Source organism: Vibrio sp. 1167 (genome assembly GCF_033340375.1).
Lineage (GTDB): Bacteria > Pseudomonadota > Gammaproteobacteria > Enterobacterales > Vibrionaceae > Vibrio > Vibrio alginolyticus.
In genome coordinates this window covers 127,425-148,298 of the sequence record NZ_JAWOWK010000002.1, presented here as the reverse complement: position 1 = coordinate 148,298, position 20,874 = coordinate 127,425, and the positions used below count along the sequence as shown (strand labels likewise).

General features: G+C 46.1%; 16 protein-coding genes. 7 read left to right on the top strand and 9 right to left on the bottom strand.

Annotated elements, in window-relative coordinates; all coding sequences use genetic code 11:
* Nucleotides 1-5: 5 nt before the first annotated feature.
* The 6 genes from cydA to aspS form a co-directional block, all read right to left on the bottom strand.
* Nucleotides 6-1,592, bottom strand: a complete 1,587-nt coding sequence (gene cydA, locus R7Z78_RS04030) for a cytochrome ubiquinol oxidase subunit I (RefSeq protein WP_005378311.1) — start codon at nt 1,590-1,592, stop codon at nt 6-8.
* A 461-nt stretch (nt 1,593-2,053) separates the two neighbouring features.
* Nucleotides 2,054-3,058, bottom strand: a complete 1,005-nt coding sequence (gene ruvB, locus R7Z78_RS04025) for a Holliday junction branch migration DNA helicase RuvB (protein ID WP_005378312.1) — start codon at nt 3,056-3,058, stop codon at nt 2,054-2,056.
* A 286-nt stretch (nt 3,059-3,344) separates the two neighbouring features.
* Complete coding sequence (gene ruvA / locus R7Z78_RS04020) at nt 3,345-3,956, bottom strand: Holliday junction branch migration protein RuvA (protein ID WP_012841979.1); 612 nt, start codon at nt 3,954-3,956, stop codon at nt 3,345-3,347.
* Between the two features lie 67 nt (nt 3,957-4,023).
* Nucleotides 4,024-4,545, bottom strand: coding sequence for a crossover junction endodeoxyribonuclease RuvC (gene ruvC / locus R7Z78_RS04015; protein ID WP_005387909.1), 522 nt, complete (start codon nt 4,543-4,545; stop codon nt 4,024-4,026).
* 92 nt (nt 4,546-4,637) lie between these two features.
* Nucleotides 4,638-5,384 carry a YebC/PmpR family DNA-binding transcriptional regulator gene (locus tag R7Z78_RS04010; RefSeq protein WP_005378402.1) on the bottom strand — a complete coding sequence of 249 codons (747 nt, stop codon included), beginning with the start codon at nt 5,382-5,384 and terminating at the stop codon, nt 4,638-4,640.
* A gap of 141 nt (nt 5,385-5,525) precedes the next feature.
* Nucleotides 5,526-7,304: an aspartate--tRNA ligase gene (gene aspS, locus R7Z78_RS04005; RefSeq protein ID WP_005378401.1), complete on the bottom strand. Its 1,779-nt coding sequence runs from the start codon at nt 7,302-7,304 to the stop codon at nt 5,526-5,528.
* Nucleotides 7,305-7,577: 273 nt separating this feature from the next.
* On the opposite strand from aspS, the gene R7Z78_RS04000 reads away from it, so the two are divergent.
* The 7 genes from R7Z78_RS04000 (at nt 7,578) to R7Z78_RS03970 (ending at nt 14,220) form a co-directional block, all read left to right on the top strand.
* On the top strand, nt 7,578-8,444 hold the full coding sequence (locus R7Z78_RS04000; protein ID WP_042522110.1) for a DUF72 domain-containing protein: 867 nt from the start codon (nt 7,578-7,580) through the stop codon (nt 8,442-8,444).
* A 93-nt stretch (nt 8,445-8,537) separates the two neighbouring features.
* Nucleotides 8,538-9,275, top strand: coding sequence for a carboxy-S-adenosyl-L-methionine synthase CmoA (gene cmoA / locus R7Z78_RS03995; protein ID WP_017635063.1), 738 nt, complete (start codon nt 8,538-8,540; stop codon nt 9,273-9,275).
* Between the two features lie 81 nt (nt 9,276-9,356).
* Entirely contained in the window at nt 9,357-10,328 is a 972-nt protein-coding gene (gene cmoB, locus R7Z78_RS03990) for a tRNA 5-methoxyuridine(34)/uridine 5-oxyacetic acid(34) synthase CmoB (RefSeq protein ID WP_104975995.1), read from the top strand.
* Nucleotides 10,329-10,604: 276 nt separating this feature from the next.
* A complete protein-coding gene (locus R7Z78_RS03985; RefSeq protein WP_005378391.1) occupies nt 10,605-11,351 on the top strand; it encodes an ATP-dependent zinc protease in 747 nt (248 codons plus the stop codon).
* 11 nt (nt 11,352-11,362) lie between these two features.
* Nucleotides 11,363-12,868, top strand: coding sequence for an inactive transglutaminase family protein (locus tag R7Z78_RS03980; RefSeq protein WP_005378389.1), 1,506 nt, complete (start codon nt 11,363-11,365; stop codon nt 12,866-12,868).
* A gap of 3 nt (nt 12,869-12,871) precedes the next feature.
* Nucleotides 12,872-13,840, top strand: coding sequence for an alpha-L-glutamate ligase-like protein (locus R7Z78_RS03975; RefSeq protein ID WP_005378387.1), 969 nt, complete (start codon nt 12,872-12,874; stop codon nt 13,838-13,840).
* 227 nt (nt 13,841-14,067) lie between these two features.
* Nucleotides 14,068-14,220 carry a hypothetical protein gene (locus tag R7Z78_RS03970; RefSeq protein WP_005378381.1) on the top strand — a complete coding sequence of 51 codons (153 nt, stop codon included), beginning with the start codon at nt 14,068-14,070 and terminating at the stop codon, nt 14,218-14,220.
* Nucleotides 14,221-14,363: 143 nt separating this feature from the next.
* Here the strand turns inward: R7Z78_RS03970 and mukB are convergent, their stop codons facing one another.
* The 3 genes from mukB to mukF are packed head-to-tail and all read right to left on the bottom strand — an operon-like array spanning nt 14,364 to nt 20,873.
* A complete protein-coding gene (mukB, locus tag R7Z78_RS03965) occupies nt 14,364-18,827 on the bottom strand; it encodes a chromosome partition protein MukB (protein WP_104976049.1) in 4,464 nt (1,487 codons plus the stop codon).
* Nucleotides 18,828-18,829: 2 nt separating this feature from the next.
* Nucleotides 18,830-19,555, bottom strand: coding sequence for a chromosome partition protein MukE (mukE, locus tag R7Z78_RS03960; RefSeq protein WP_169644473.1), 726 nt, complete (start codon nt 19,553-19,555; stop codon nt 18,830-18,832).
* Nucleotides 19,536-20,873 (bottom strand): chromosome partition protein MukF, encoded by a 1,338-nt coding sequence (gene mukF, locus R7Z78_RS03955; protein ID WP_017634722.1) that lies wholly within the window; start codon nt 20,871-20,873, stop codon nt 19,536-19,538. The genes mukE and mukF overlap by 20 nt, the downstream gene beginning before the upstream one ends.
* Nucleotide 20,874 lies beyond the last annotated feature (1 nt).

Below are 20,874 nucleotides of genomic sequence, written 5' to 3'. Positions count from 1 at the left end.
TTACCTTACGCTTCTACTTGGCGACTAACTTTGTCTTCAACAGAGTCAGCATTTTGCTCGAAGTGGTAGCGACCCGTTTTCAGGCTACTTGGGCCTTTACGAGCGAATTTCAACATTAGGTAAACTTCTGCAATCAGGAATACCGTGTATAGCGCCAGAATTGCGAAGAGTGAAGTCCAGATTTCACCTGCAGTTAGTGCAGAAGCTGCAACATGCACTGGTAAAATTTCACCTACAGCCCAAGGTTGACGGCCGTACTCAGCGACGAACCAACCCGCTTCAATTGCAATCCAAGGTAGTGGAATGCTAAATAGTGCAGCTTTTAGAATCCATTGTTTCTGCTCAATCTTCTGACGACACGTTTGGATAAACGCCGCACCAAAGACAAACAACATGATGAAGCCACAAGCAACCATGATACGGAATGACCAGAATAGCGGCCATACTGTTGGGATTGAGTCGTCCGCAGCAGCTTGGATTTGCTCTTCTGTTGCATCAACAACATTGTCTGTGTAGCGTTTTAGAAGTAGACCGTAACCTAGGTCACCTTTCACTTCATCAAACGCAGTCATGTTTTCTTCTGACTTATCGCCCGCACGAAGCTTCTCTAGAAGTTCATAAGCGTACATGCCGTCACGAATACGATCGACGTGTTCATCACGTAAATCACGAAGACCTGTTACTTGCTCATCAAAAGAACGTGTCGCGATAATACCCATTACGTAAGGGATCTTAATTGCGTAATCGGTATGCATCGTTTCCTGGTTAGGAACACCAAATAACGTAAATGCGGCAGGTGCAGGTTCAGTGTGCCACTCTGCTTCAATTGCAGCGAGTTTCACTTTTTGAACTTCACCAAGCTCGTAGCCAGATTCGTCACCAAGAACGATGGTAGATAAGATAGCTGCAATACCGAAAGAAGCAGCAATAGCAAACGAACGACGAGCAAACGCAATGTCACGACCTTTTAATAGGTAGTATGAACTGATGCCTAGAATAAACATTGCGCCACAAGTGTAACCAGAAGCAACCGTATGCACGAACTTAACCTGAGCAACTGGGTTTAGTACAACCTCAGAGAAGCTCACCATTTCCATTCGCATGGTTTCGAAGTTGAAATCTGCGCCTACTGGGTTTTGCATCCAGCCGTTTGCGATAAGAATCCAAAGAGCAGAGAAGTTAGAGCCTAGTGCCACAAGCCAGGTAACCGCTAAGTGCTGGCGTTTAGATAGACGATCCCACCCGAAGAAGAATAGACCAACAAAAGTTGACTCCAGGAAGAATGCGACAAGTGCTTCGATCGCTAGCGGTGCACCGAAGATATCACCTACATAGTGGGAGTAGTAAGACCAGTTCGTACCAAACTGGAACTCCATGGTAAGGCCTGTCGCCACACCAAGTGCAAAGTTAATACCGAATAGCTTACCCCAGAACTTGGTCATGTCCTTATAGATTTGCTTGTTCGTCATTACGTACATCGATTCCATAATGGCCAGAAGGAAGGCCATACCAAGGGTCAATGGTACGAATAGGAAGTGATACATCGCTGTCAGTGCAAACTGCAACCGCGATAGATCAACTACGTCAATCATGGTAACTCCTATGTGTCGGCTGAATGACACTCTCTACATATTGCAATCCATATTCAGGTGTTATTTACACTTGAAAAATGTTGAATTATCACAACTCATTGTTGCAAAAATGTGCTTCATTGGTTAGTTAATTGTTAAGCATCAGCTAATATAGCTGGGGCTAATATTACTTGTAAAAACAGATTGTTTCAAAAGGTTTATAGCCGTAACGCGCTTTGATATACATCAATGTTTATGCGCGGAATTTGAACAAAAATCCATCACATTGATCTAGATCAACCAGTATTGGATACGGATGTTAAGAGAGAGTAATCAGGAGAGAAATTAACCAGTTGCAAGCAAACATCGAGTTAACAATCAATGCTTTTTACTTACTAAACCAGTATGAGAAAAAATTCAAAAAATGTGAGTTTGGTCAACTTTAATGAAGCACTGGGCAACAAAGGCCCAGCGAGGGAATCTTATTTTTCAATTCCGAAATGCAAATACGCACGATCTGTCGCGATTCTTCCACGCGGAGTGCGTTGTAAATAACCTTGCTGAATAAGATAAGGTTCAAGAACGTCTTCAATAGTGTCCTTTTCTTCACCTATCGCCGCTGCCATGTTGTCGAGCCCGACCGGACCACCACCAAATTTTTCCATAATCGCGAGTAGTAGCTTACGGTCCATGTAATCGAAGCCTTCGGCGTCCACATCAAGCATATTCAACGCCTTATCGGCAACATCGGCACAAATGTGACCATTGCCTTTTACTTCCGCATAATCACGAACACGGCGTAGCAAACGGTTAGCAATACGTGGTGTGCCACGCGCACGTCTTGCCACTTCCAATGCACCTTCAGGTTCCATTGATAAACCTAAACAATCCGCGCTTCGCTGCACGATATCTTGGAGGTCTTTTATCTTATAAAACTCAAGGCGCTGAGTAATACCAAAACGATCGCGTAATGGTGACGTTAAAGAGCCAGCTCGGGTCGTTGCACCAATCAAAGTAAACGGCGGCAAATCGATCTTAATAGAACGAGCGGCCGGACCTTCACCGATCATAATATCCAGTTGATAATCTTCCATCGCCGGATACAGAACCTCTTCAACCATTGGGCTTAAGCGGTGAATTTCATCAATAAATAGAACGTCATTTTCTTCTAGGTTGGTTAGTAACGCGGCTAAATCGCCTGCTTTTTCAAGAACTGGCCCTGAAGTAGTACGGATGTTTACTTCCATCTCGTTGGCGACAATATTTGCTAGCGTGGTTTTACCCAAACCCGGAGGGCCAAAAATTAACAGGTGATCAAGTGCTTCGCTACGTAACTGAGCAGCTTTAATGAAGATCTCCATTTGGTCACGGACATGGTCCTGACCTTGGTAATCCGCTAATTTTTTTGGCCGAATAGCACGGTCAATGACATCTTCATCACGAAAGGCAGGGTTTTCTGGCGCGATTAAACGATCGGCTTCAATCATCTTTTTACCTTGAAAAATGGTTACCTGAGAGAATAATGCCGCTCGTTTAACAGCAAGTGGCATATTTCTATATCTCGTCATCCTGTACAGCGACGAAGGAGCGTGATACAGGATCTTCTATCCGAGCGGTTTATGGTCAAATTGTTTCATTAACCGCTCAGCGTGCTGCTATTAGATTCCCAGTCTCGCTAGGCTCGCTGGAATGACACAAAAAACATCGTTAAGCGATTGGCATTAACCTTAGAGAATGAGTTATCTTGAACAAATGCTCACTGTGAAACCAGCGTTACACCATTGATTTTAGAGCTTCACGGATCATTTGCTCACTGCTCATGTCCGGTTTAGCAATTTGAGACACCACTTTCGATGCTTGAGTCGGCTTGTAACCCAAAGCTAGAAGTGCGCTAATTGCCTCTTCTTCCGCGTTGTTGGATGTCGCACCAGAATCCGCAGGAGCAGCATCCGTAAATGGTGTAAATAGATCGCCAGCGCCCCACCCTTTCAATCGGTCTTTCATTTCAACAACCAATCGCTCTGCGGTTTTCTTGCCAACGCCTGGAAGCTTAACCAGCGTAGAAACGTCTTCATGTTCCACACAAGTAACAAATTGCGTTGCTGTCATACCAGAGAGAATACCAAGACCGAGTTTAGGACCAACGCCATTGGCTTTGATCACTTCACGGAAAAGCGCTCGTTCTTTTACTGTGTTGAAACCGTATAGCAATTGTGCATCTTCACGGACGACAAAGTGAGTATAAATAATGGCTTCTTCGCCAACATTTGGCAGCTCGTAAAAACAGCTCATTGGCATCTGGACTTCATAACCAATGCCATTAACTTCAATTAATACTTCAGGTGGTTGTTTTTCAATCAGTGTGCCACGAAGACGTCCAATCACTATAAATACTCTTTGGAAATGAATTTGCGACAGGATAATAAAGAACTGGATAGACATCCAGTTAATTTTAACGGTAGCGCCCTTTTCTGGCACTGGTTGCTTTGCCCGCTAACGCAACGAGAGTCTTGTTAGTATTGGCATGACAAATCGCCACACCTAAAGCATCGGCTGCATCCGCTTGAGGCTTGGCGGGCAATTTAAGCATCTGCTGAACCATATGCTGAACTTGCGCTTTGTCCGCGCCACCAGTGCCGACGACAGCTTGCTTAATAAGACGAGCCGCGTATTCAAATACCGGCAACTCCGCATTCACCGCAGCAACAATTGCACTGCCACGAGCTTGGCCAAGTTTTAGCGCTGAATCCGCGTTTTTGGCCATAAACACTTGCTCGATCGCGAAAACGTCCGGTTGAAACTGGGTAATGATTTCCGTGACGCCTGCATAAATCTGTTTAAGCCGACCCGGAAGTTCTTTTTCTGAAGTACGAATGCAGCCACTACCAAGGTATTGCAAGTGGCGTCCATTTTGACGAATGACCCCATAGCCGGTAATGCGCGAACCTGGGTCAATGCCCAAAATAATTGACATGAATGTTCCTAAAAATGAGGCCTAATTCGGCCTCAGTCTTTTTATTATTACTTGCTAACTTCGGAGCAAATACCGCTCCCGACACCTTGAGTTTAATCTAGCGTAGCCGCAACGTCGTCAGAGATATCACCATTGTGATAAACCTCTTGAACGTCGTCCAGATCTTCCAAAGCGTCAATCAAACGAAGTAGTTTTGGCGCAGTATCCGCGTCCAAATCTGCTTTCGTAGATGGGATCAGCGACACCTCCGCGTTCTCTGCCTCAAAACCTGCGGCATCAAGGGCATCTTTTACGAGTCCAAAGTCGCCTGGGGCCGTGTAGACATCAATCGAGCCATCTTCTGCCGTTTCAATGTCATCAGCACCACTTTCTAATGCCACTTCCATTACCGCATCCTCATCTAAACCTGGGCCATATGAAATCACGCCTTTCTTGTCGAAAAGATAGTTGACGCTACCATCCGTCCCCAGATTACCGCCTGACTTTGAGAATGCATGGCGTACGCCAGATACCGTACGATTTCGGTTATCCGTCATACATTCAACCATGACCGCCGTACCACCTGGACCATAACCTTCATAGATCACGGTTTCCATGTTGTCGTCGCCTTCACCACCAGCACCTCGGCTGACAGCACGGTTGACAGTGTCACGTGTCATGTTGTTAGACAGTGCTTTATCAATTGCTGCTCGCAAACGTGGGTTATTTTCTGGCTCACCGCCCCCCTCTTTTGCCGCAACAACGATTTCACGGATTAATTTAGTAAAGATTTTGCCGCGCTTCGCATCTTGCGCTGCTTTACGGTGACGAATATTCGCCCATTTACTATGACCAGCCATAATTCACCTTTTAATGTATTTTGACGCTTAATAGCAGACATGTTCTAAAAGCGTTGCTTGGGAAATTGCTTTGGAAGTTTCTTGGGTTTATTTAAACAAAAACTCCCGCAGTTGCGGGAGTTTTCTTCAAATGTTGTGCGCTTATTCTGCGTCTTTTTCTTTCGCTGCAGTTACTGCGATTGCTAGCTCTTCTAGCGCTGCTGGGTTCGCAATACTTGGTGCGTCTGTTAGTAGACACGCCGCTGCTGTTGTTTTAGGGAACGCGATAACATCACGGATGTTCTCTGTGCCACATAGCAGCATTACTAGCCGGTCTAGACCAAATGCAAGACCAGCATGTGGAGGCGTACCGAATTTCAGCGCATCAAGCAGGAAGCCGAACTTAAGCTGTTGCTCTTCAGGTGTGATACCTAGAATATCAAATACGGCTTCTTGCATATCTGCGTTGTGGATACGAACAGAGCCGCCGCCCACTTCGTAGCCATTTAGAACCATATCGTAAGCGTTAGAATTTGCCGCAGCAGGGTTTGCTTTTAGCTCTTCTGCAGTCACACCTAGAGGCGATGTGAATGGGTGGTGCATCGCGTGTAGGTTGCCTTCGTCATCTTCTTCGAACATTGGGAAGTCAACAACCCATAGTGGAGCCCAAGCAGATTCATCCGTTAGCTCTAGGTCTTTACCTAGTTTCAAACGTAGCGCACCCATTGCTTCTGCAACGATACCCGCTTTATCAGCGCCAAATAGGATAATGTCACCAGATTCCGCTTGAGTACGATCTAGAATGCCGTTGATCACGTCTTCATTTAGGAACTTAGCGACTGGAGATTGGATACCTTCCATGCCCGCTGCACGGTCATTAACCTTCATCCAAGCTAGACCTTTCGCACCGTAGATGCCAACGAACTCACCGTAGCCATCAATTTGCTTACGAGTCAGAGAAGCGCCACCTGGAACGCGAATAACGGCAACGCGGCCTTTTTCATCGTTTGCTGGACCTGAGAATACTTTGAACTCAACGTCTTTCACTAGGTCAGCAACGTCTACTAGTTCCAGTGGGTTACGTAGGTCTGGCTTGTCAGAACCGAAACGACGAATCGCTTCGCTGAACGGCATTACTGGGAATTCACCTAGGTCAACGTTTAGTAGCTCTTGCCACATTTCACGAACCATTTTCTCAGTCGTTGCACGAACTTGGTCAGCCGTCATGAATGACGTTTCGATATCGATCTGAGTGAATTCTGGTTGACGGTCAGCACGCAAGTCTTCATCACGGAAACACTTAACGATTTGGTAGTAACGGTCAAAACCAGACATCATTAGAAGTTGTTTGAATAGCTGTGGAGACTGAGGAAGCGCGTAGAAGCTGCCTTTGTGAACACGGCTAGGTACTAGGTAGTCACGAGCGCCTTCTGGAGTCGCTTTTGTTAGGACTGGTGTTTCGATGTCTAGGAAACCGTTGTCATCTAGGAAACGACGAACAAAGCTAGACGCTTTAGCTCGTAGCTTGATGCGGTCGCTCATTTCTGGACGACGTAGATCTAGGTAACGGTACTTCAGGCGCTGCTCTTCAGAGTTCTTTTGGTTGAAGTCTAGAGGCAGAACATCAGAACGGTTGATGATTTCAAGACCTTTCGCAAGGATCTCAACTTCACCTGTTGCCATGTCTTTGTTTGCTTGGCTCTCTGGGCGAACGCGCACTTCACCCGTTAGTTTGATACAGAATTCATTACGAAGTGTGTTCGCCACTTCATACGCATCCGCCATATCTGGATCAACAACTACCTGAACGATACCTTCGCGATCTCGCATATCAATAAAAATAAGACCGCCTAAATCACGACGACGGTTAACCCAGCCGCAAAGTTCTACAGTTTGTCCTGCAAGGGACTTGTTCAGGTGACCACAGTAATGGGTACGCATAATGAAATTCCCAATCTCTCAAATGTTGTTAACTACGCTCTGTCAGCCTCATTGCTAAGCAGAGTAAAGATTCAGTTATACGCTGAATGTCCACGAAAATCGACTACTCAACATACAATTACGTGTGTTTTATCATTCACTGGTGCTTTTTAGTACAACAAATGTTCAAAAGCGCACCAAAGCGAAAAAATTGGGGAGGATTATAGCGTGAAATTACCTATTTCAGCAAAACTCTCGTAAAGTATTCACACGAGTAGCAAGCAGTAAAGAATAATGGATAACTTACCTCTTCGACTTGGATTGACGATGTGGTCGCACAATCAATGGCAACAAAGTTTTTACGGCAGCGGGACAAAGCCCGCTGAACGTTTAGAAAGGTATGCGCAAGTGTTTCATACCGTGGAAGGCAACACGACATTTTATGCCACACCGACGCTCAATACAGTGCAAAACTGGAGAGCCGCAACCCACGATGATTTTCGCTTTACTTTCAAACTTCCTAAAGCCATCACTCATGAGCAAATGCTAAGAGGTTGCAGCGAACAACTGAGAGACTTCATGAAAGTCATGGAGCCTTTGCATGACCGTGTGGGCCAATGGACAATTCAATTACCAGCCGCATTTGGTCCTGAGCACCTTGATCGGCTGAAAAAGTTCTGTGCGAACTTTCCACCTAACTTCCCTCTCGGTGTTGAGGTTCGCCATATGGCATTTTTCTCCAAAGGCGAAGAAGAGCGAGCACTTAACCAATGGTTAGTAGAGAATAATATTGACCGCATTATTATGGATAGCCGCCCAGTCTTTGCCGCTAAGCCCGACAATGAGGCGATTATTGATGCACAAATGAAAAAACCACGAGTCCCTGTTCACGCCATTGCTACCGCTTCACACCCTTTGATTCGCTTTATTGGTCATCCAGAAGAACAGCAAAATTACGAGTTTTTTAAACCATGGCTCAACAAGTTGCCACAATGGATTGCCGAAGGTAAACAGCCATATGTCATGATCCATACCGCAGACAATATAATTGCGCCAGAGTTGGCCGCAAACCTATATAAAGACATACAAAAGCGTATCACACTCCCTGAGTTATCACCTTTCCCAGCTGACGATGGCAACTCGCAGTTACAGATGTTCTAACGCAACACATGACAGAGGCGCGAAATTCCCATAAAATACGCGCCTTTTTTGGTGCCTGACATTTTCAGGCGGCTTGTATGCAGAGACTTAGTTATGAACCCTAAGAGCAATCCAGATACTATTTTTTCGGCTCCAATCGATAAAATTGGGGATTTCACGTTCGATGAACGCGTAGCGGAAGTATTTCCTGACATGATTCAACGATCGGTACCGGGTTACAGCAATATCATTTCTGCAATCGGTATGCTGGCAGAGCGTTTTGTAAAACCTCACTCAAACATCTATGACCTTGGCTGTTCTTTGGGTGCTGCAACATTGTCTATGCGTCGCCATATCAAACAAGAAGGTTGCCAAATCATCGCAGTGGACAACTCTCCTGCGATGGTTGAGCGTTGTAAACTTCACGTCAACGCTTACCGCAGTGACACTCCTGTGGATGTAGTAGAAGCAGACATTCGCAATATCGAAATTGAAAACGCGTCAGTGGTGGTGTTGAACTTCACTTTGCAATTCCTCTCTCCAGAAGATCGTTACTCCTTGCTCGAGAAAATTTACGCAGGCCTGCGTCCAGGCGGCATTTTGATTCTATCGGAGAAGTTCGTCTTCGAAGATGAAGTGTCGAACGAACTGTTAATTGACCTTCACCACGACTTTAAACGTGCGAATGGTTATAGCGAACTAGAAATCAGCCAAAAGCGTAGCGCGATAGAAAACGTAATGCGCCCAGATTCAAAGAAAGAACATAAAGAGCGTTTCGCTAAAATTGGCTTTTCTAGCTACGACGTTTGGTTCCAATGCTTTAACTTCGGCTCCATGTTCGCGATTAAATAGACCATGCATACCAAGCCTGAACCATACCGATTTCGGCTTTTGTTAATAATTTATACCCATCAACTCAGCGATTGACTAACTATGTTTAACTTTGCAAATTTCTACCAATTGATTGCCCAAGACACTCGTCTTCAACCTTGGCTTAATGTGCTTCCGCAACAGCTAACGGATTGGCAAAATGCAGAGCACGGTGACTTTAGTCGCTGGTTGAAAGCCCTGAACAAAATCCCAGCGGGTAGACCGGACAACATCGACATTGTTGATTCTGTCACGATTTCAAACAATGAGCCGATGCCTCAAGGGGAACTTAAAAAGCTAGAAAGCTTACTTCGTACATTCCATCCTTGGCGCAAAGGCCCATACCACGTACACGGCATCCATATTGATACTGAGTGGCGCAGTGATTGGAAATGGGACCGCGTGCTTCCGCATATTTCACCATTAAAGAATCGCAGCGTACTCGATGTTGGTTGTGGTAACGGCTACCACATGTGGCGCATGCTAGGCGAAGGTGCACGCTTAACTGTCGGTATCGATCCATCTCACCTGTTTCTAATTCAGTTCGAAGCAATTCGTAAACTAATGGGCGATGACCAACGTGCGCACCTATTGCCATTGGGCATTGAACAGCTACCTAAGTTAGAAGCGTTCGATACGGTATTCAGCATGGGCGTTCTTTACCATCGCCGCTCGCCTCTCGATCATTTAGTGCAACTAAAAGATCAATTGGTATCTGGTGGTGAACTCGTATTGGAAACACTCGTTATTGAAGGTGATGAGAATGCAGTACTGGTCCCGACTTCTCGTTACGCGCAAATGCGTAATGTCTATTTCTTCCCTTCAGCAAAAGCCCTAAAAGTGTGGTTAGAATTGGTCGGTTTTGAAGATGTTCGTATCGTTGATGAAAACATCACGTCCGTAGACGAACAACGTACCACAGATTGGATGACGCATAACTCTCTACCTGACTACTTAGATCCGAACGACCCAAGCAAAACTGTAGAAGGCTATCCTGCCCCTCGCCGCGCGGTTCTTGTCGCTCGCAAATCATAATTCGCTGAGATTCCTGACATTGTCTTAACTCATTTTACGAGTTAAGACATTACCCTCTTTCCTCGTAATGAGCGAGTTTGTTTTTTGAATCCATTTGTCACGTCAAAATATAAGCACGCTCTAAATAAGGATGCGCTTTTATGTCCTTGATTTTTGGCTTTTCATCACTATTCCTCAAACAATAAGTAATAGAGAAACATTCTTACTTGTGAGGCTTTATCGATATAAGCTAAACTCCTAAAAAATAAACAACTTAATCCAATCCCAAGGTTTTCAATGTTATTACGATTGACCCCGATTGTTGCCATCGCCTTACTATCTGGATGCTCACTAACCAAAGGCGAACAGTACCACCAAGAAACGTTAGCGGCGATTCAAAATTCAGAAGCGAATGTCAATAATCGCATTACCAACCTAGAGCTACAGCTCAGCAACCAATCGGACTATATCGACAGCCTTGAAGAACAAGTCGATAAACTACAGGTTGAACTTCTTACATTTCGCGATGAAGCAATGGCAGAAGTAAAAAAACCGAAAGAGCCGATTATTGTCCAATCTCCCGCTCCTGTGGAACCAACCCCAACTCACGATATTGTCCTTGGCTCTATCGAAAAGGTCACTGTAGAGTCGATTAAGCAAACTTTTGATGCACGTATCGACACTGGTGCCGCGACGTCGTCTTTAAATGCCGTTGATATTGAAGAGTTCGAAAGAAATGGCAAAAAATGGGTCCGATTCCACTTAGCAGACACCAGTAAATCCGAAGAAGAGAAAAGTACCTGGATCGAAGCTCCTGTCATTCGCTACGTCAAAATCCGCCAGGTTACCAGTGAAGAGTTAGAACGCCGCGCTGTGGTAGAACTTTGGGTGCGCGTTGGAAAAATTCATGAAAAAGCGCAATTTACGTTGGCAGATCGCTCACATATGAACCATCCTATTTTACTGGGTAGAGAATTTATGCGCGACATAGCACTTGTCGATGTAAGTCGTACCTATATCCAAACGGACGAAGATAAAAAATAATAAGGTAGATTATGACGTCAAAAATACCGTTTTACCTTTCTATCATCTTATTGGTGATTGCGGGCATTGCTCTGAGTGTTTTCAGACATGAAAACTACGGCGTGCCTTGGACGCCAGGCGAAACTCGCCAGGTATGGGATGTAGAAGCTCGTATTGAGTTCAATGCTAACGGCAACGAAGTAAAAGCGTCACTTGCAGCACCTCATACACAAAGTGGTTACACACTTATCGGTGAATCTGCTTCCTCATCAGGTTATGGCGTTTCCTACATCAATGACGATTCAGGCCGTCGTGCAGAATGGTCAATTCGCCAAGCTCAAGGGCCACAAACCATATACTACAAAGCCCAGTTCTTAGTAGACCCTCAGGCTAAAGTCACTCCTTTACCGCCAACGGAAGACATTACGCCACCAACGCTATCAGCACCACAAGCAGCAGCGGCAAATGCCCTTATCGAACGTGCGATGAGTCGCTCAGCCGATAATGTGACGTTTACTCGTGAGCTTATCAAAGCGCTTAATGACCCAGATAGCCAAAACTCGTCGCTACTACTGAACGATTTCAGCCGTACTGATGCACTGCATAATATTTTGCTTACCGCAGGTATACAGAGCAAAACCGTCGGTGTTATCGAACTAGAAGATGGTCGTCGACGCCAAACAATTCAACCAATGGTTCAGGTTTGGTCAGGTAAAGATTGGGTACTGTTTTCGCCAAAATCCGAACAAAAAGCAGTGAAACCCAACTTGTTAGTGTGGGATGAATCAAACGTATCCTTACTTGACCTTGTTGGTGGTAAAAATAGCCAAGTGCATTTCTCGATGATTAAGCAAGAAATGACACCACAACAAGCTACAAACAACAAAATAGAAGCAGATGGATTACTGAATATTTCAATTCATAGCCTACCTTTGGAAGAGCAAGCGATGTTCAAAACCATCATGCTCATCCCTATTGGTGCTCTGATCGTTGTGTTCTTGCGTGTGATTATCGGCCTGAAAACATCCGGTACCTTCATGCCTGTGTTGATTGCCGTTGCTTTTGTTCAAACTCAACTATTAACGGGTATTGTCGGTTTCTTGCTAATTGTAGGTACAGGCCTGATTATTCGAAGCTATTTGTCTAGGTTGAACTTATTGCTGGTAGCAAGGATATCTGCGGTCATTATTACCGTTATTATGATCATCTCGGTGTTCACCGTTGTTGCGTTTAAAATGGGCTTAACAGAAGGCCTAACAATTACCTTCTTCCCTATGATCATCTTGTCTTGGACGATTGAACGTATGTCAATCCTATGGGAAGAAGAAGGTGCGAAGGAAGTTGCTCTGCAAGGTGGTGGTTCATTGCTGACAGCGGTATTAGTTTACCTTGCAATGACGAACTCATACATTCAACACTTAACCTTTAACTTCATTGGTCTACAGTTGATTGTTCTGGCCGGTATTCTATTACTAGGTACTTACACAGGTTACCGCCTCACTGAGCTACGACGCTTCAAACCACTAGCGGAGGACTAAACGATGTTCGAAAGTTTTACTTCGCCGTCTAAGCTTCGCCATAAAGGCATTATGGGGATGAACAAGCGTAACCACAGCTATATTGGCCGTTACAATGATCGTTCTAAATACCCACTTGTCGATGACAAGCTAAAGACCAAAATTATTGCACAGGCAGCAGGAGCAACAGTTCCTGCCCTGATCGGTGTCATTCATAACCAAGCTGAAGTTAAGACTATCCACAAAATGGTTGAGAACTGGCCTGGTTTTGTAATCAAACCTGCACAAGGTAGTGGCGGTAAAGGCATTCTGGTTGTTACGTCTCACAAAAACGGGGTATATACCAAACCCTCCGGCTCTACAATTGGTAGGGATGAGGTCGAGCGTCACATTAGTAATGCGCTTGCTGGCCTTTTCTCTCTTGGTGGTAAAAATGACGTTGCTGTGGTTGAAAACTTAATCAAGTTTGATGACTGTTTTGATGGCTTCAGTTATGAAGGCGTACCAGATGTTCGGATCATCGTATTTAAAGGTTATCCAGTTATGGCGATGATGCGCTGTTCTACAGCGGCTTCCGACGGCAAAGCAAACCTTCACCAAGGTGCGGTAGGAGTAGGCATTGACATCGCGACAGGTAAAGCCGTCAGAGCGGTGCAGTTCGATCATCCAGTGACTCATCACCCTGATACAGGTAAAGACCTTTCGACCCTTCAAGTACCGCATTGGGAGCGCTTGTTGGAGCTTGCGTCAAGTGCCTGGGAAATGACAGGTTTGGGATACATGGGTACGGATATGGTGCTGGATAAAGATGAAGGACCTATGGTTTTAGAGCTTAACGCTCGCCCTGGTCTGGCAATCCAAATCGCTAATGGTGCAGGCTTGCTTCCTCGTTTGAAACACATAGAGAGCCTTGGCACACCTGCTGAGTATCCAAAACCGATTGAACGCGTCGCTTACGCGGCAGAGCAGTTCGGTGTGAAGCCGTTGTTCTAACCCTCCGACCTAATGTTCGTTATTACTCGCCAGTAATTGTCATGATTACTGGCGTTTTTGTTCCCGCATCCAAAAACCTTGCAGTTGCTCTCCTTATTAAACACATCCTTATCATATATAAGTTGAATCAATGATCGAGCTAACAAAATCAACATAGATCGTTTCTGTTCTACTTTGCCTTTTGAGTATGATGAGAGCTCCCCTTACTCAACTTGAGAGGTTGGGAAATGCTAATAAAAGAAACAAATAATGATGAACCAGAGCTTGAAGAACAAGAGAGCTTAGACCAACACCTACAGCGCTTGTCTGAGCTTTCTGTCCAAGCACTTGAAGAGCTTGCTGAAATGATCGAAGTCAGGGACGATATTCCAGAGGAATAAACGTCGCTTCCTCATTAAGTTCCGTTAATAAGCCGAGACTGCCGTCCTACAGTCTCGGCTTATCTTATGTATTTCGAAGCCTGCCTCGTAAACAGATACAAAAACGCCCGCGTTCATTGCGGGCGTTTTGTTAGATTCGCAGTTTACGATTCAAACTCTTCAATCATCTCTTGTACTTCAGTCTTAGGCTTATCCGTTTGACCAAAACCACGCAGACCAACCACGTGTACGTGTTCGTGATCTTTAAACACCTTACGCACCAGTTTGTAGGTCGTCCCCTTCTCTGGGCTGATGTTTTCTGGTGCCGCGATAAGAAGCTGCATATCCAGACGGTCACACAATTCGAACAATGTCGCGATCGATTTCGCATCCAGACGCGCTGCTTCATCCAAGAAAAGCAAACGACAAGGCACAATGTCTTTGCTGCGTAGACGACGAGACTCTTCTTCCCAGCTTTGTACTACCATCAATAGGATTGACTGACCAGTACCGATCGCTTCACCTGTTGATAGTGCGCCAGACTCAGCCTGTAGCCAACCATCTGTACCACGGTTCACTTCTACACTTAGCTCTAGGTAGTTACGGTAATCCAGTAGCTCTTCACCCAGAACCTGAGGAGAACGTTGACCCATATCGATATGTGGGTTCACACGTTGGAACAGCTTCGCCATTGCTTCGGAGAAAGTAAAGCGAGTCGATTCAAACAGGTCTTTGTGCTGCTCTTGTTGTGTCGCTAGACCGTTCAGTAGCACTTCGTGACTTTCGCGGATCTTCACGTTTAGACGTACGCCCTTCACCTGACCAAACGAAATGTTCGACAAGCCTTGATTCAGCATACGAATACGGTTTTGCTCACGCTGAATCGTCTTCTTGATGATGCTCGCTACCGACTCAGAGCTGATCGCTAGACGGTTTTCACGTTGCGTTAGCTCTTCCGTTAGACGCGCCAGCTCGACTTCCATCTCTTCGATTGCTTCAACTGGGTCATCAGTACGGATGATATCCTGACGAATACGCTCACGAAGGTGTTGGTATACAGCAATATAGAACAGAACTTTACGCTCTGGGCGAGCGTTGTCTTCTGATAGACGCAGCGCATCACGCAGGTCGTCATTGTTCGCAACCGCGAGACGCAGCGCACCCAGTGATTTATCCGACATCGAACGCAGTTCATTCGCTGACATGTAAGCCAGTTCACGCTTGTGTAGACGACGCTCAACATCGTTTTCACGCGCCAGACGAAGTACTGAACACCAGCCAGCTTTCGCAGCAACCACGAACGTACGCAGCTCAACGTATTCTTTCTGAACTTTCTTCAGACGTTTTGCCAAGCCTTTCATCTCTAGTTCAGTAGAGGTGATCGTGCGCTCGTATTCGCTCTTACGGCTGCGAGACGTGTGTAGACGCTCGTGCAATTCGTCACGACGACGCATTGCGCGCTCTTCTGCACCTTCGTCAGCGTTCACGCCAAACTCTTGAAGCTCTTGTTTGAACTCTTGAACCGTTTCCAGTTTCGCTTGGTGTGAACTCTTCAATGATGCCAATACTTGGTTGTATTGGTTCATTTGACCTTGCGATTGCTTCAACTCTTCACGAGAGCGTGTACGCATTTGTTCAGCTTGAACCAGTTTAGCTTTTAGCTGCTCGCTCAGTTCGCTGCTCTTGTTCAGTAGGTCTACTGAATCTGAGTAAGCGAAGTAGTGACGACGTTCAACGAGATCCGAGAGTGCAAAGATTTGCTTCTTAAGATCTTGTAGCCGCTCGTCTGCCGCTTTGTATTCTGCTTCTAGTGCATCGAATTGCTCTGGGTCAGCATCAAGCGCAGACGCAATATTCTCTAATTGCGTGACGGCTTTTGCATGGTTGTTTAAGAAGTTTTTTGCCTCTGCAAGCTGAGCGATTTTCTCTTCTAGCTCATCAAAACGCGCTTGCAATGACTCATCTTCAACAAGCACCATGTGTGACGCTAGCTTGTCCAGAGAAGACAACGCTTGCTTGCTGGTTTGAAGCTGAGAACGTTGTTGTTGCTCTTTCGCATCCAGATCCGCCAACACGCGAGCAATTTGGTTACGCTTATCACGAATAGTTGCCAGTGCTTGTTCTGGATCGGCGTCAAAAGCAACCTGAATGTGGTTAGACACAAATAGGTTAAACGCTTGGTACAAGCGCTGCATTTTCTGAGAATCAAACGCCGCTTTTGCGTGTTTCTCTACCACTTCTTCTCGTTCGTTACGCAGCAACTCTAGACGCTGCTCACGTGCCGCACGGCCAAACAATGGGATCTCAGGCAAGCGAGAGTAACGCATTTGGCGATCGTTCATACGAACGCAAACCGCGCCCTCTAACTCTTCTGCATCGAACGAGCTGTCATCAAAGGCATCGATGTCACCTTCAATGATGTACAAGTCTTCTGGACAGTCGTCTAGCTCTACCAGTTTCTCTTCGATGCCTGACAAGTCAGAAACAACGATAGCGTGACGAGCCGGACCGTACATCGCACTGAAGTAAGGCGCGTCATCAATCGTGATGTCATCGTAGATCTCAGACAGCAATACACCGCCCAGCGTATCTGCCAAACCTTTCAGGCGAGGGTCATTTGAACCACCAGGAGAAGCAAGACGCTCAATCTCAGAGTCTAGCTGGCTACGGCGCTCAGCAAGCTTATCTTTAGCTAAAGACAACTCCCTTTCTTGTTCAAGGACAACTTGCATGTGGTTCATTACCGCATGGCGATCATCAAGCTCTTCACCGCTCTGCTCTCTCAGTTTCTCTAGCGCATCGTTCGCCGCAATCCAAGCTGGTGCTATTGCTTCAAGCTTACTGATTTCTGCCACCGCGTTTTGCTCTAGACGGCGCTGTTCACCACGCTGATCACGAACTTCTTCTTGAGCTATCTCTAGTGATTCGATTTGCGTCGCATGACGTTCACGTTCTTGTTCAAACGTAACCTCATCGGTTAGTTCAACGTGATATTGCTTTTTGTATTCAGCAACCAGTTCACGTGCTTGACGCTGCTGGTTAAGGCTGCGTTCGAGATCACGGTGTTGTGCTCGCCATTGTTGTTCGTTTTGTGCAATTTGTTGTGACTCACGCGCTTTCGCAATTGCAGTTTTCGCATGCTCAGACGCGTCTTTGCGCTCAACTTGACCAACGATGCTTTGTACCAGTTTAAGCGCGGTTTCAAACTGCTCTGCCGCTGCAGAAGACATGTCCAGTTTGTGCTTAACCGATAGCAACGCATTGGTGCTTTCTGATTCTTTGCTCTTAAGCTCAGAGACAAGCGCTTGAGCCGATTCCGCCGTTAGGCTGTCATCGCCAAGTAGCTGCTTCGCTTTCTCCAGCGCTTGAACTGCTTGTTGATATTGAAGGGCGCGAGTTTGCTGAACGTCAAGAGCTTGCTGGTAATCAGCAAGTTGCGTCTTAAGGCTATCCACCTCTTCTTCTGCAACGGTCGCTTGCTCTTCTACCATCATCACGCGTTCTTGCGCTTCTTCCACGACCATCATTTGTTCTTCAAGACGCTCACTTAGCTCTTCAAGATCTTCTTGGTAGCGTTCGATCTTCTCTTGCTGGCGCAGTGCGTTTTGCACCAGTTGCAAGTGATCCGAAGCCGCTTGGTAATCTTGCTCTAGCGCCGATTCCGACTCGATCAACAGTTCCAGCTCTTCTTGAACGCGATTAAGCAGATTGTTTTGCTCAATCAAGGTCTCGCGAGAACCAAATAACTCTGAACGCAAAGACAATGTCTGTTCTAGTTTTTTACGACGCTCGTTAGCATGGCGCATATAGTCCGCTGCCACGTAGTTAGTCGACTCTGTGATCAAGTGTTTGAACAAGTCACGGTCTGCTTGCGTAGTTTTGATCGCTTCTAGCGTCATGCGGTTTTCACGCAGTGCCGATTCCATATCTTGGAACGCTTTTTTCACGCCGCCGTTTTGTGGCAAAAGGTAGTCACGTAGCGAGCGCGTAATCGCACTTGAAATACCACCGTAAAGCGATGCTTCGATCAGGCGGTAGAATTTAGAGCGGTCACCAGAGTTACGCAGTTTCTTCGGAATCACACCGAATTCAAACATTTGTGCGTGGTAATCCACGATAGAAGAGAACGCTTTGAACTGAACGCCTTCAAATTCCGCGATCGATTCTTTTACTTCATTGATTTGACGTACACGAGCTTGAGTCGCCGATACGCTTTCCACCAAGATATCCGTTGGTTTTACATGGCTTGGAAGACCTTGGATAACAAACGGTTTGATGTCTACTTTCTTATCACGACCCGCAACTTGCTGCAGTTTTACTGCAAACAATAGGCGTTGGTTACGTGAGTTCACCACGTCCAGCGCCGCATAACATGCGCCCGGCTGTAGCTTACCGTACAAACCTTTGTCGCGAGACGATTGGCTGCTGCCTGCTTCTGTCGTGTTACGGAAGTGCAGTAGCGTTTGGTCAGGAATCAATGCGGTGATGAACGCCGCCATTGTGGTTGATTTACCTGCACCGTTACCACCTGATAGCGTGGTGACCAGACCATCGATGTCAAAAGTACGGGCAAAGAAGCCGTTCCAGTTGACCATGGTCAGCGATTGGTATTTACCGCGTTCAATCATGCTCATGCTTCACCCTCTTCTGTTGTTTCTTCTTGGGCTTGGTCGTCTTGTTCTTCTTCAGACAATAGGCTGCCTTGGCTTGGCTCTTTGGTGTGCACTACCGCTTCACCATCACGGATCAGACGCAGCTGCGCTTCACGCATGTCATCGCCAATACGTACATCGGCACCAAAGCGGAATACCGCTTCACTGATGCTGAACTTACCGGTTTCACCGATGTTGATGATCATGCCTAGGCGACGCAGACGACGAAGTGACGTACGTACTTTTTCAAACAGCTTTTCTTTATCAAGGTCAGAACCGGTAGCACGGTTCGTCACTAGCTTCATCAGCTTATTTTCATCTGCTAGAGCAAGCAGTTCGTCGTACAGCTCTTGGTTAGTGAAGATGCCTTCGTGCGCAAGACGCTCTGGGCTTAGATAAAGGAAACACAGTACCTTACCCACCAGCATATCCAGTTCAGAAAGAACACTACGGCCAATCAGAGATGTTGAACGTGGACGAAGGTAGAAGAAACCTTCTGGCGCTTTCACCAATTCGGTGTTGTAGCGTTGGTAGAAAGAAGAAAGCTCAAGTTCGAAATCCGACAACAACGCGTGGTTGTCTAGATCTTCACTTGAGATATGACGCCCTGCTCGAAGCATGCTGTCTAGCACTGGGAACAGAGGGTTAGAAATTGCTTTTGCCAGATTCTCTGACATGTATTCATTAGTATCGGTCGATGACATTCGCTTGTACCTTTGCCCCAAATTCGTTGATTGCTTTCCAGTCTGGTTGAATCGCTTGGTAATCCGATTCTGAATACCCTAGACGTACAGCTTGATCGACGATAATGCGAGCTAAATCAAAATGATGAGTGTAAGGGTGCTGTGCAAGGTAATCTCGCAGTACCACACTCAAATCGATTGGTGTGCCTTGATCTTTATGCGCTTTTAGCATGTCACCAATTCGTTCAGACAACTCATCATTGACTTGTTGAAACTCTTCGTATTCTACTTCCATCGGAACTTGACCCGTGACCTCGTCATCACGCAGTACTAGGGCCTCATCACGAAGGTCAGAAAGCCTCTCCGCATCTGCATAAGTCAGATACCAAGGCGCATCGAAGTAATCTTTGACGGATTGACGAAGACGCGAGCTAAACGCACGGTTCTTATCCATATCGATTGCAGTACGAATAAACTTGTGCACGTGTCGGTCGTAACCAATCCAAAGGTCGATAGCTTGCTGGCCCCAGCTTGTGATTCGGTCCAGCTTCATTTGCAGACCAAACAAGGCTTCTTCGATAAACTCCAGCTCAGGGTCACCGTAAACAATTTCTTGAATATCGAGGATCTGAGTTTGCAGTTCATCACTGGCGGCTTGCAGCGTATCTTGAAGTTCACGCAACGTGCTTGATGTTTCTGACAGAAGTGCTTCACAGTTGTTGATCGCTTCACGCCAGTCTTTGTTAAGCAGGTCAGCAATCTGTTGTTTCACTGACTGTTGCTGCTCATCCATAACACGTTGGTTGAGGTCAATTTGATCGAAAATTTCGCCTACAGAATATTTTAAAACACCGTATACGTTTTTCTTCCAGTGACCCGGTGTGCCACCTTTTTGCGCTGCCTCAATCGCTTTCGCCATTTCATCCGCTACCATGGATAGCTGGATAGATAGACGCAGTTTTGAGAACTCACGATGACGCACGTAGTAGTCGGTTATTCCTATCGCTAATGGCGACAAGCGGTAAATGCTCGCTCCGTCAGTAATCTCACTGACAAAACGGCTCATAAGACGCTGCTTAACCATCTCGTTGATCGCATTGTTCGCACGAAAAGCGGAGGCTTCGCCGGTCTCATCAAATAGTCGAGTGACGATGGCAAATGCATCATGCAGTTCACCTTCACCCAGTTCTTCATCGAACCTTTCATTACTCAGTACGGCAATGGCTATCAAAAATGCCAATCGCTCTGTGGTCAGGTTCAACGAGAAATCGTGCTGCTTAACCCAGCCAACCAGCTCATCGATTGGTTGCTCTGCAGCATTGAGAGTCATCTCACTCATT

What these genes read in the sequence shown, in the direction of transcription:
- cmoB (WP_104975995.1), top strand. Translation starts at nt 9,357, where the DNA reads ATGTTTAACTTTGCAAATTTCTACCAATTGATTGCCCAAGACACTCGT.
- R7Z78_RS03980 (WP_005378389.1), top strand. Translation starts at nt 11,363, where the DNA reads ATGACGTCAAAAATACCGTTTTACCTTTCTATCATCTTATTGGTGATT.
- R7Z78_RS03985 (WP_005378391.1), top strand. Translation starts at nt 10,605, where the DNA reads ATGTTATTACGATTGACCCCGATTGTTGCCATCGCCTTACTATCTGGA.
- cydA (WP_005378311.1), bottom strand. Translation starts at nt 1,592, where the DNA reads ATGATTGACGTAGTTGATCTATCGCGGTTGCAGTTTGCACTGACAGCG.
- cmoA (WP_017635063.1), top strand. Translation starts at nt 8,538, where the DNA reads ATGAACCCTAAGAGCAATCCAGATACTATTTTTTCGGCTCCAATCGAT.
- R7Z78_RS04010 (WP_005378402.1), bottom strand. Translation starts at nt 5,384, where the DNA reads ATGGCTGGTCATAGTAAATGGGCGAATATTCGTCACCGTAAAGCAGCG.
- mukE (WP_169644473.1), bottom strand. Translation starts at nt 19,555, where the DNA reads ATGTCATCGACCGATACTAATGAATACATGTCAGAGAATCTGGCAAAA.
- R7Z78_RS04000 (WP_042522110.1), top strand. Translation starts at nt 7,578, where the DNA reads ATGGATAACTTACCTCTTCGACTTGGATTGACGATGTGGTCGCACAAT.
- ruvB (WP_005378312.1), bottom strand. Translation starts at nt 3,058, where the DNA reads ATGATTGAAGCCGATCGTTTAATCGCGCCAGAAAACCCTGCCTTTCGT.
- R7Z78_RS03975 (WP_005378387.1), top strand. Translation starts at nt 12,872, where the DNA reads ATGTTCGAAAGTTTTACTTCGCCGTCTAAGCTTCGCCATAAAGGCATT.
- mukB (WP_104976049.1), bottom strand. Translation starts at nt 18,827, where the DNA reads ATGATTGAACGCGGTAAATACCAATCGCTGACCATGGTCAACTGGAAC.
- aspS (WP_005378401.1), bottom strand. Translation starts at nt 7,304, where the DNA reads ATGCGTACCCATTACTGTGGTCACCTGAACAAGTCCCTTGCAGGACAA.
- ruvC (WP_005387909.1), bottom strand. Translation starts at nt 4,545, where the DNA reads ATGTCAATTATTTTGGGCATTGACCCAGGTTCGCGCATTACCGGCTAT.
- mukF (WP_017634722.1), bottom strand. Translation starts at nt 20,873, where the DNA reads ATGAGTGAGATGACTCTCAATGCTGCAGAGCAACCAATCGATGAGCTG.
- R7Z78_RS03970 (WP_005378381.1), top strand. Translation starts at nt 14,068, where the DNA reads ATGCTAATAAAAGAAACAAATAATGATGAACCAGAGCTTGAAGAACAA.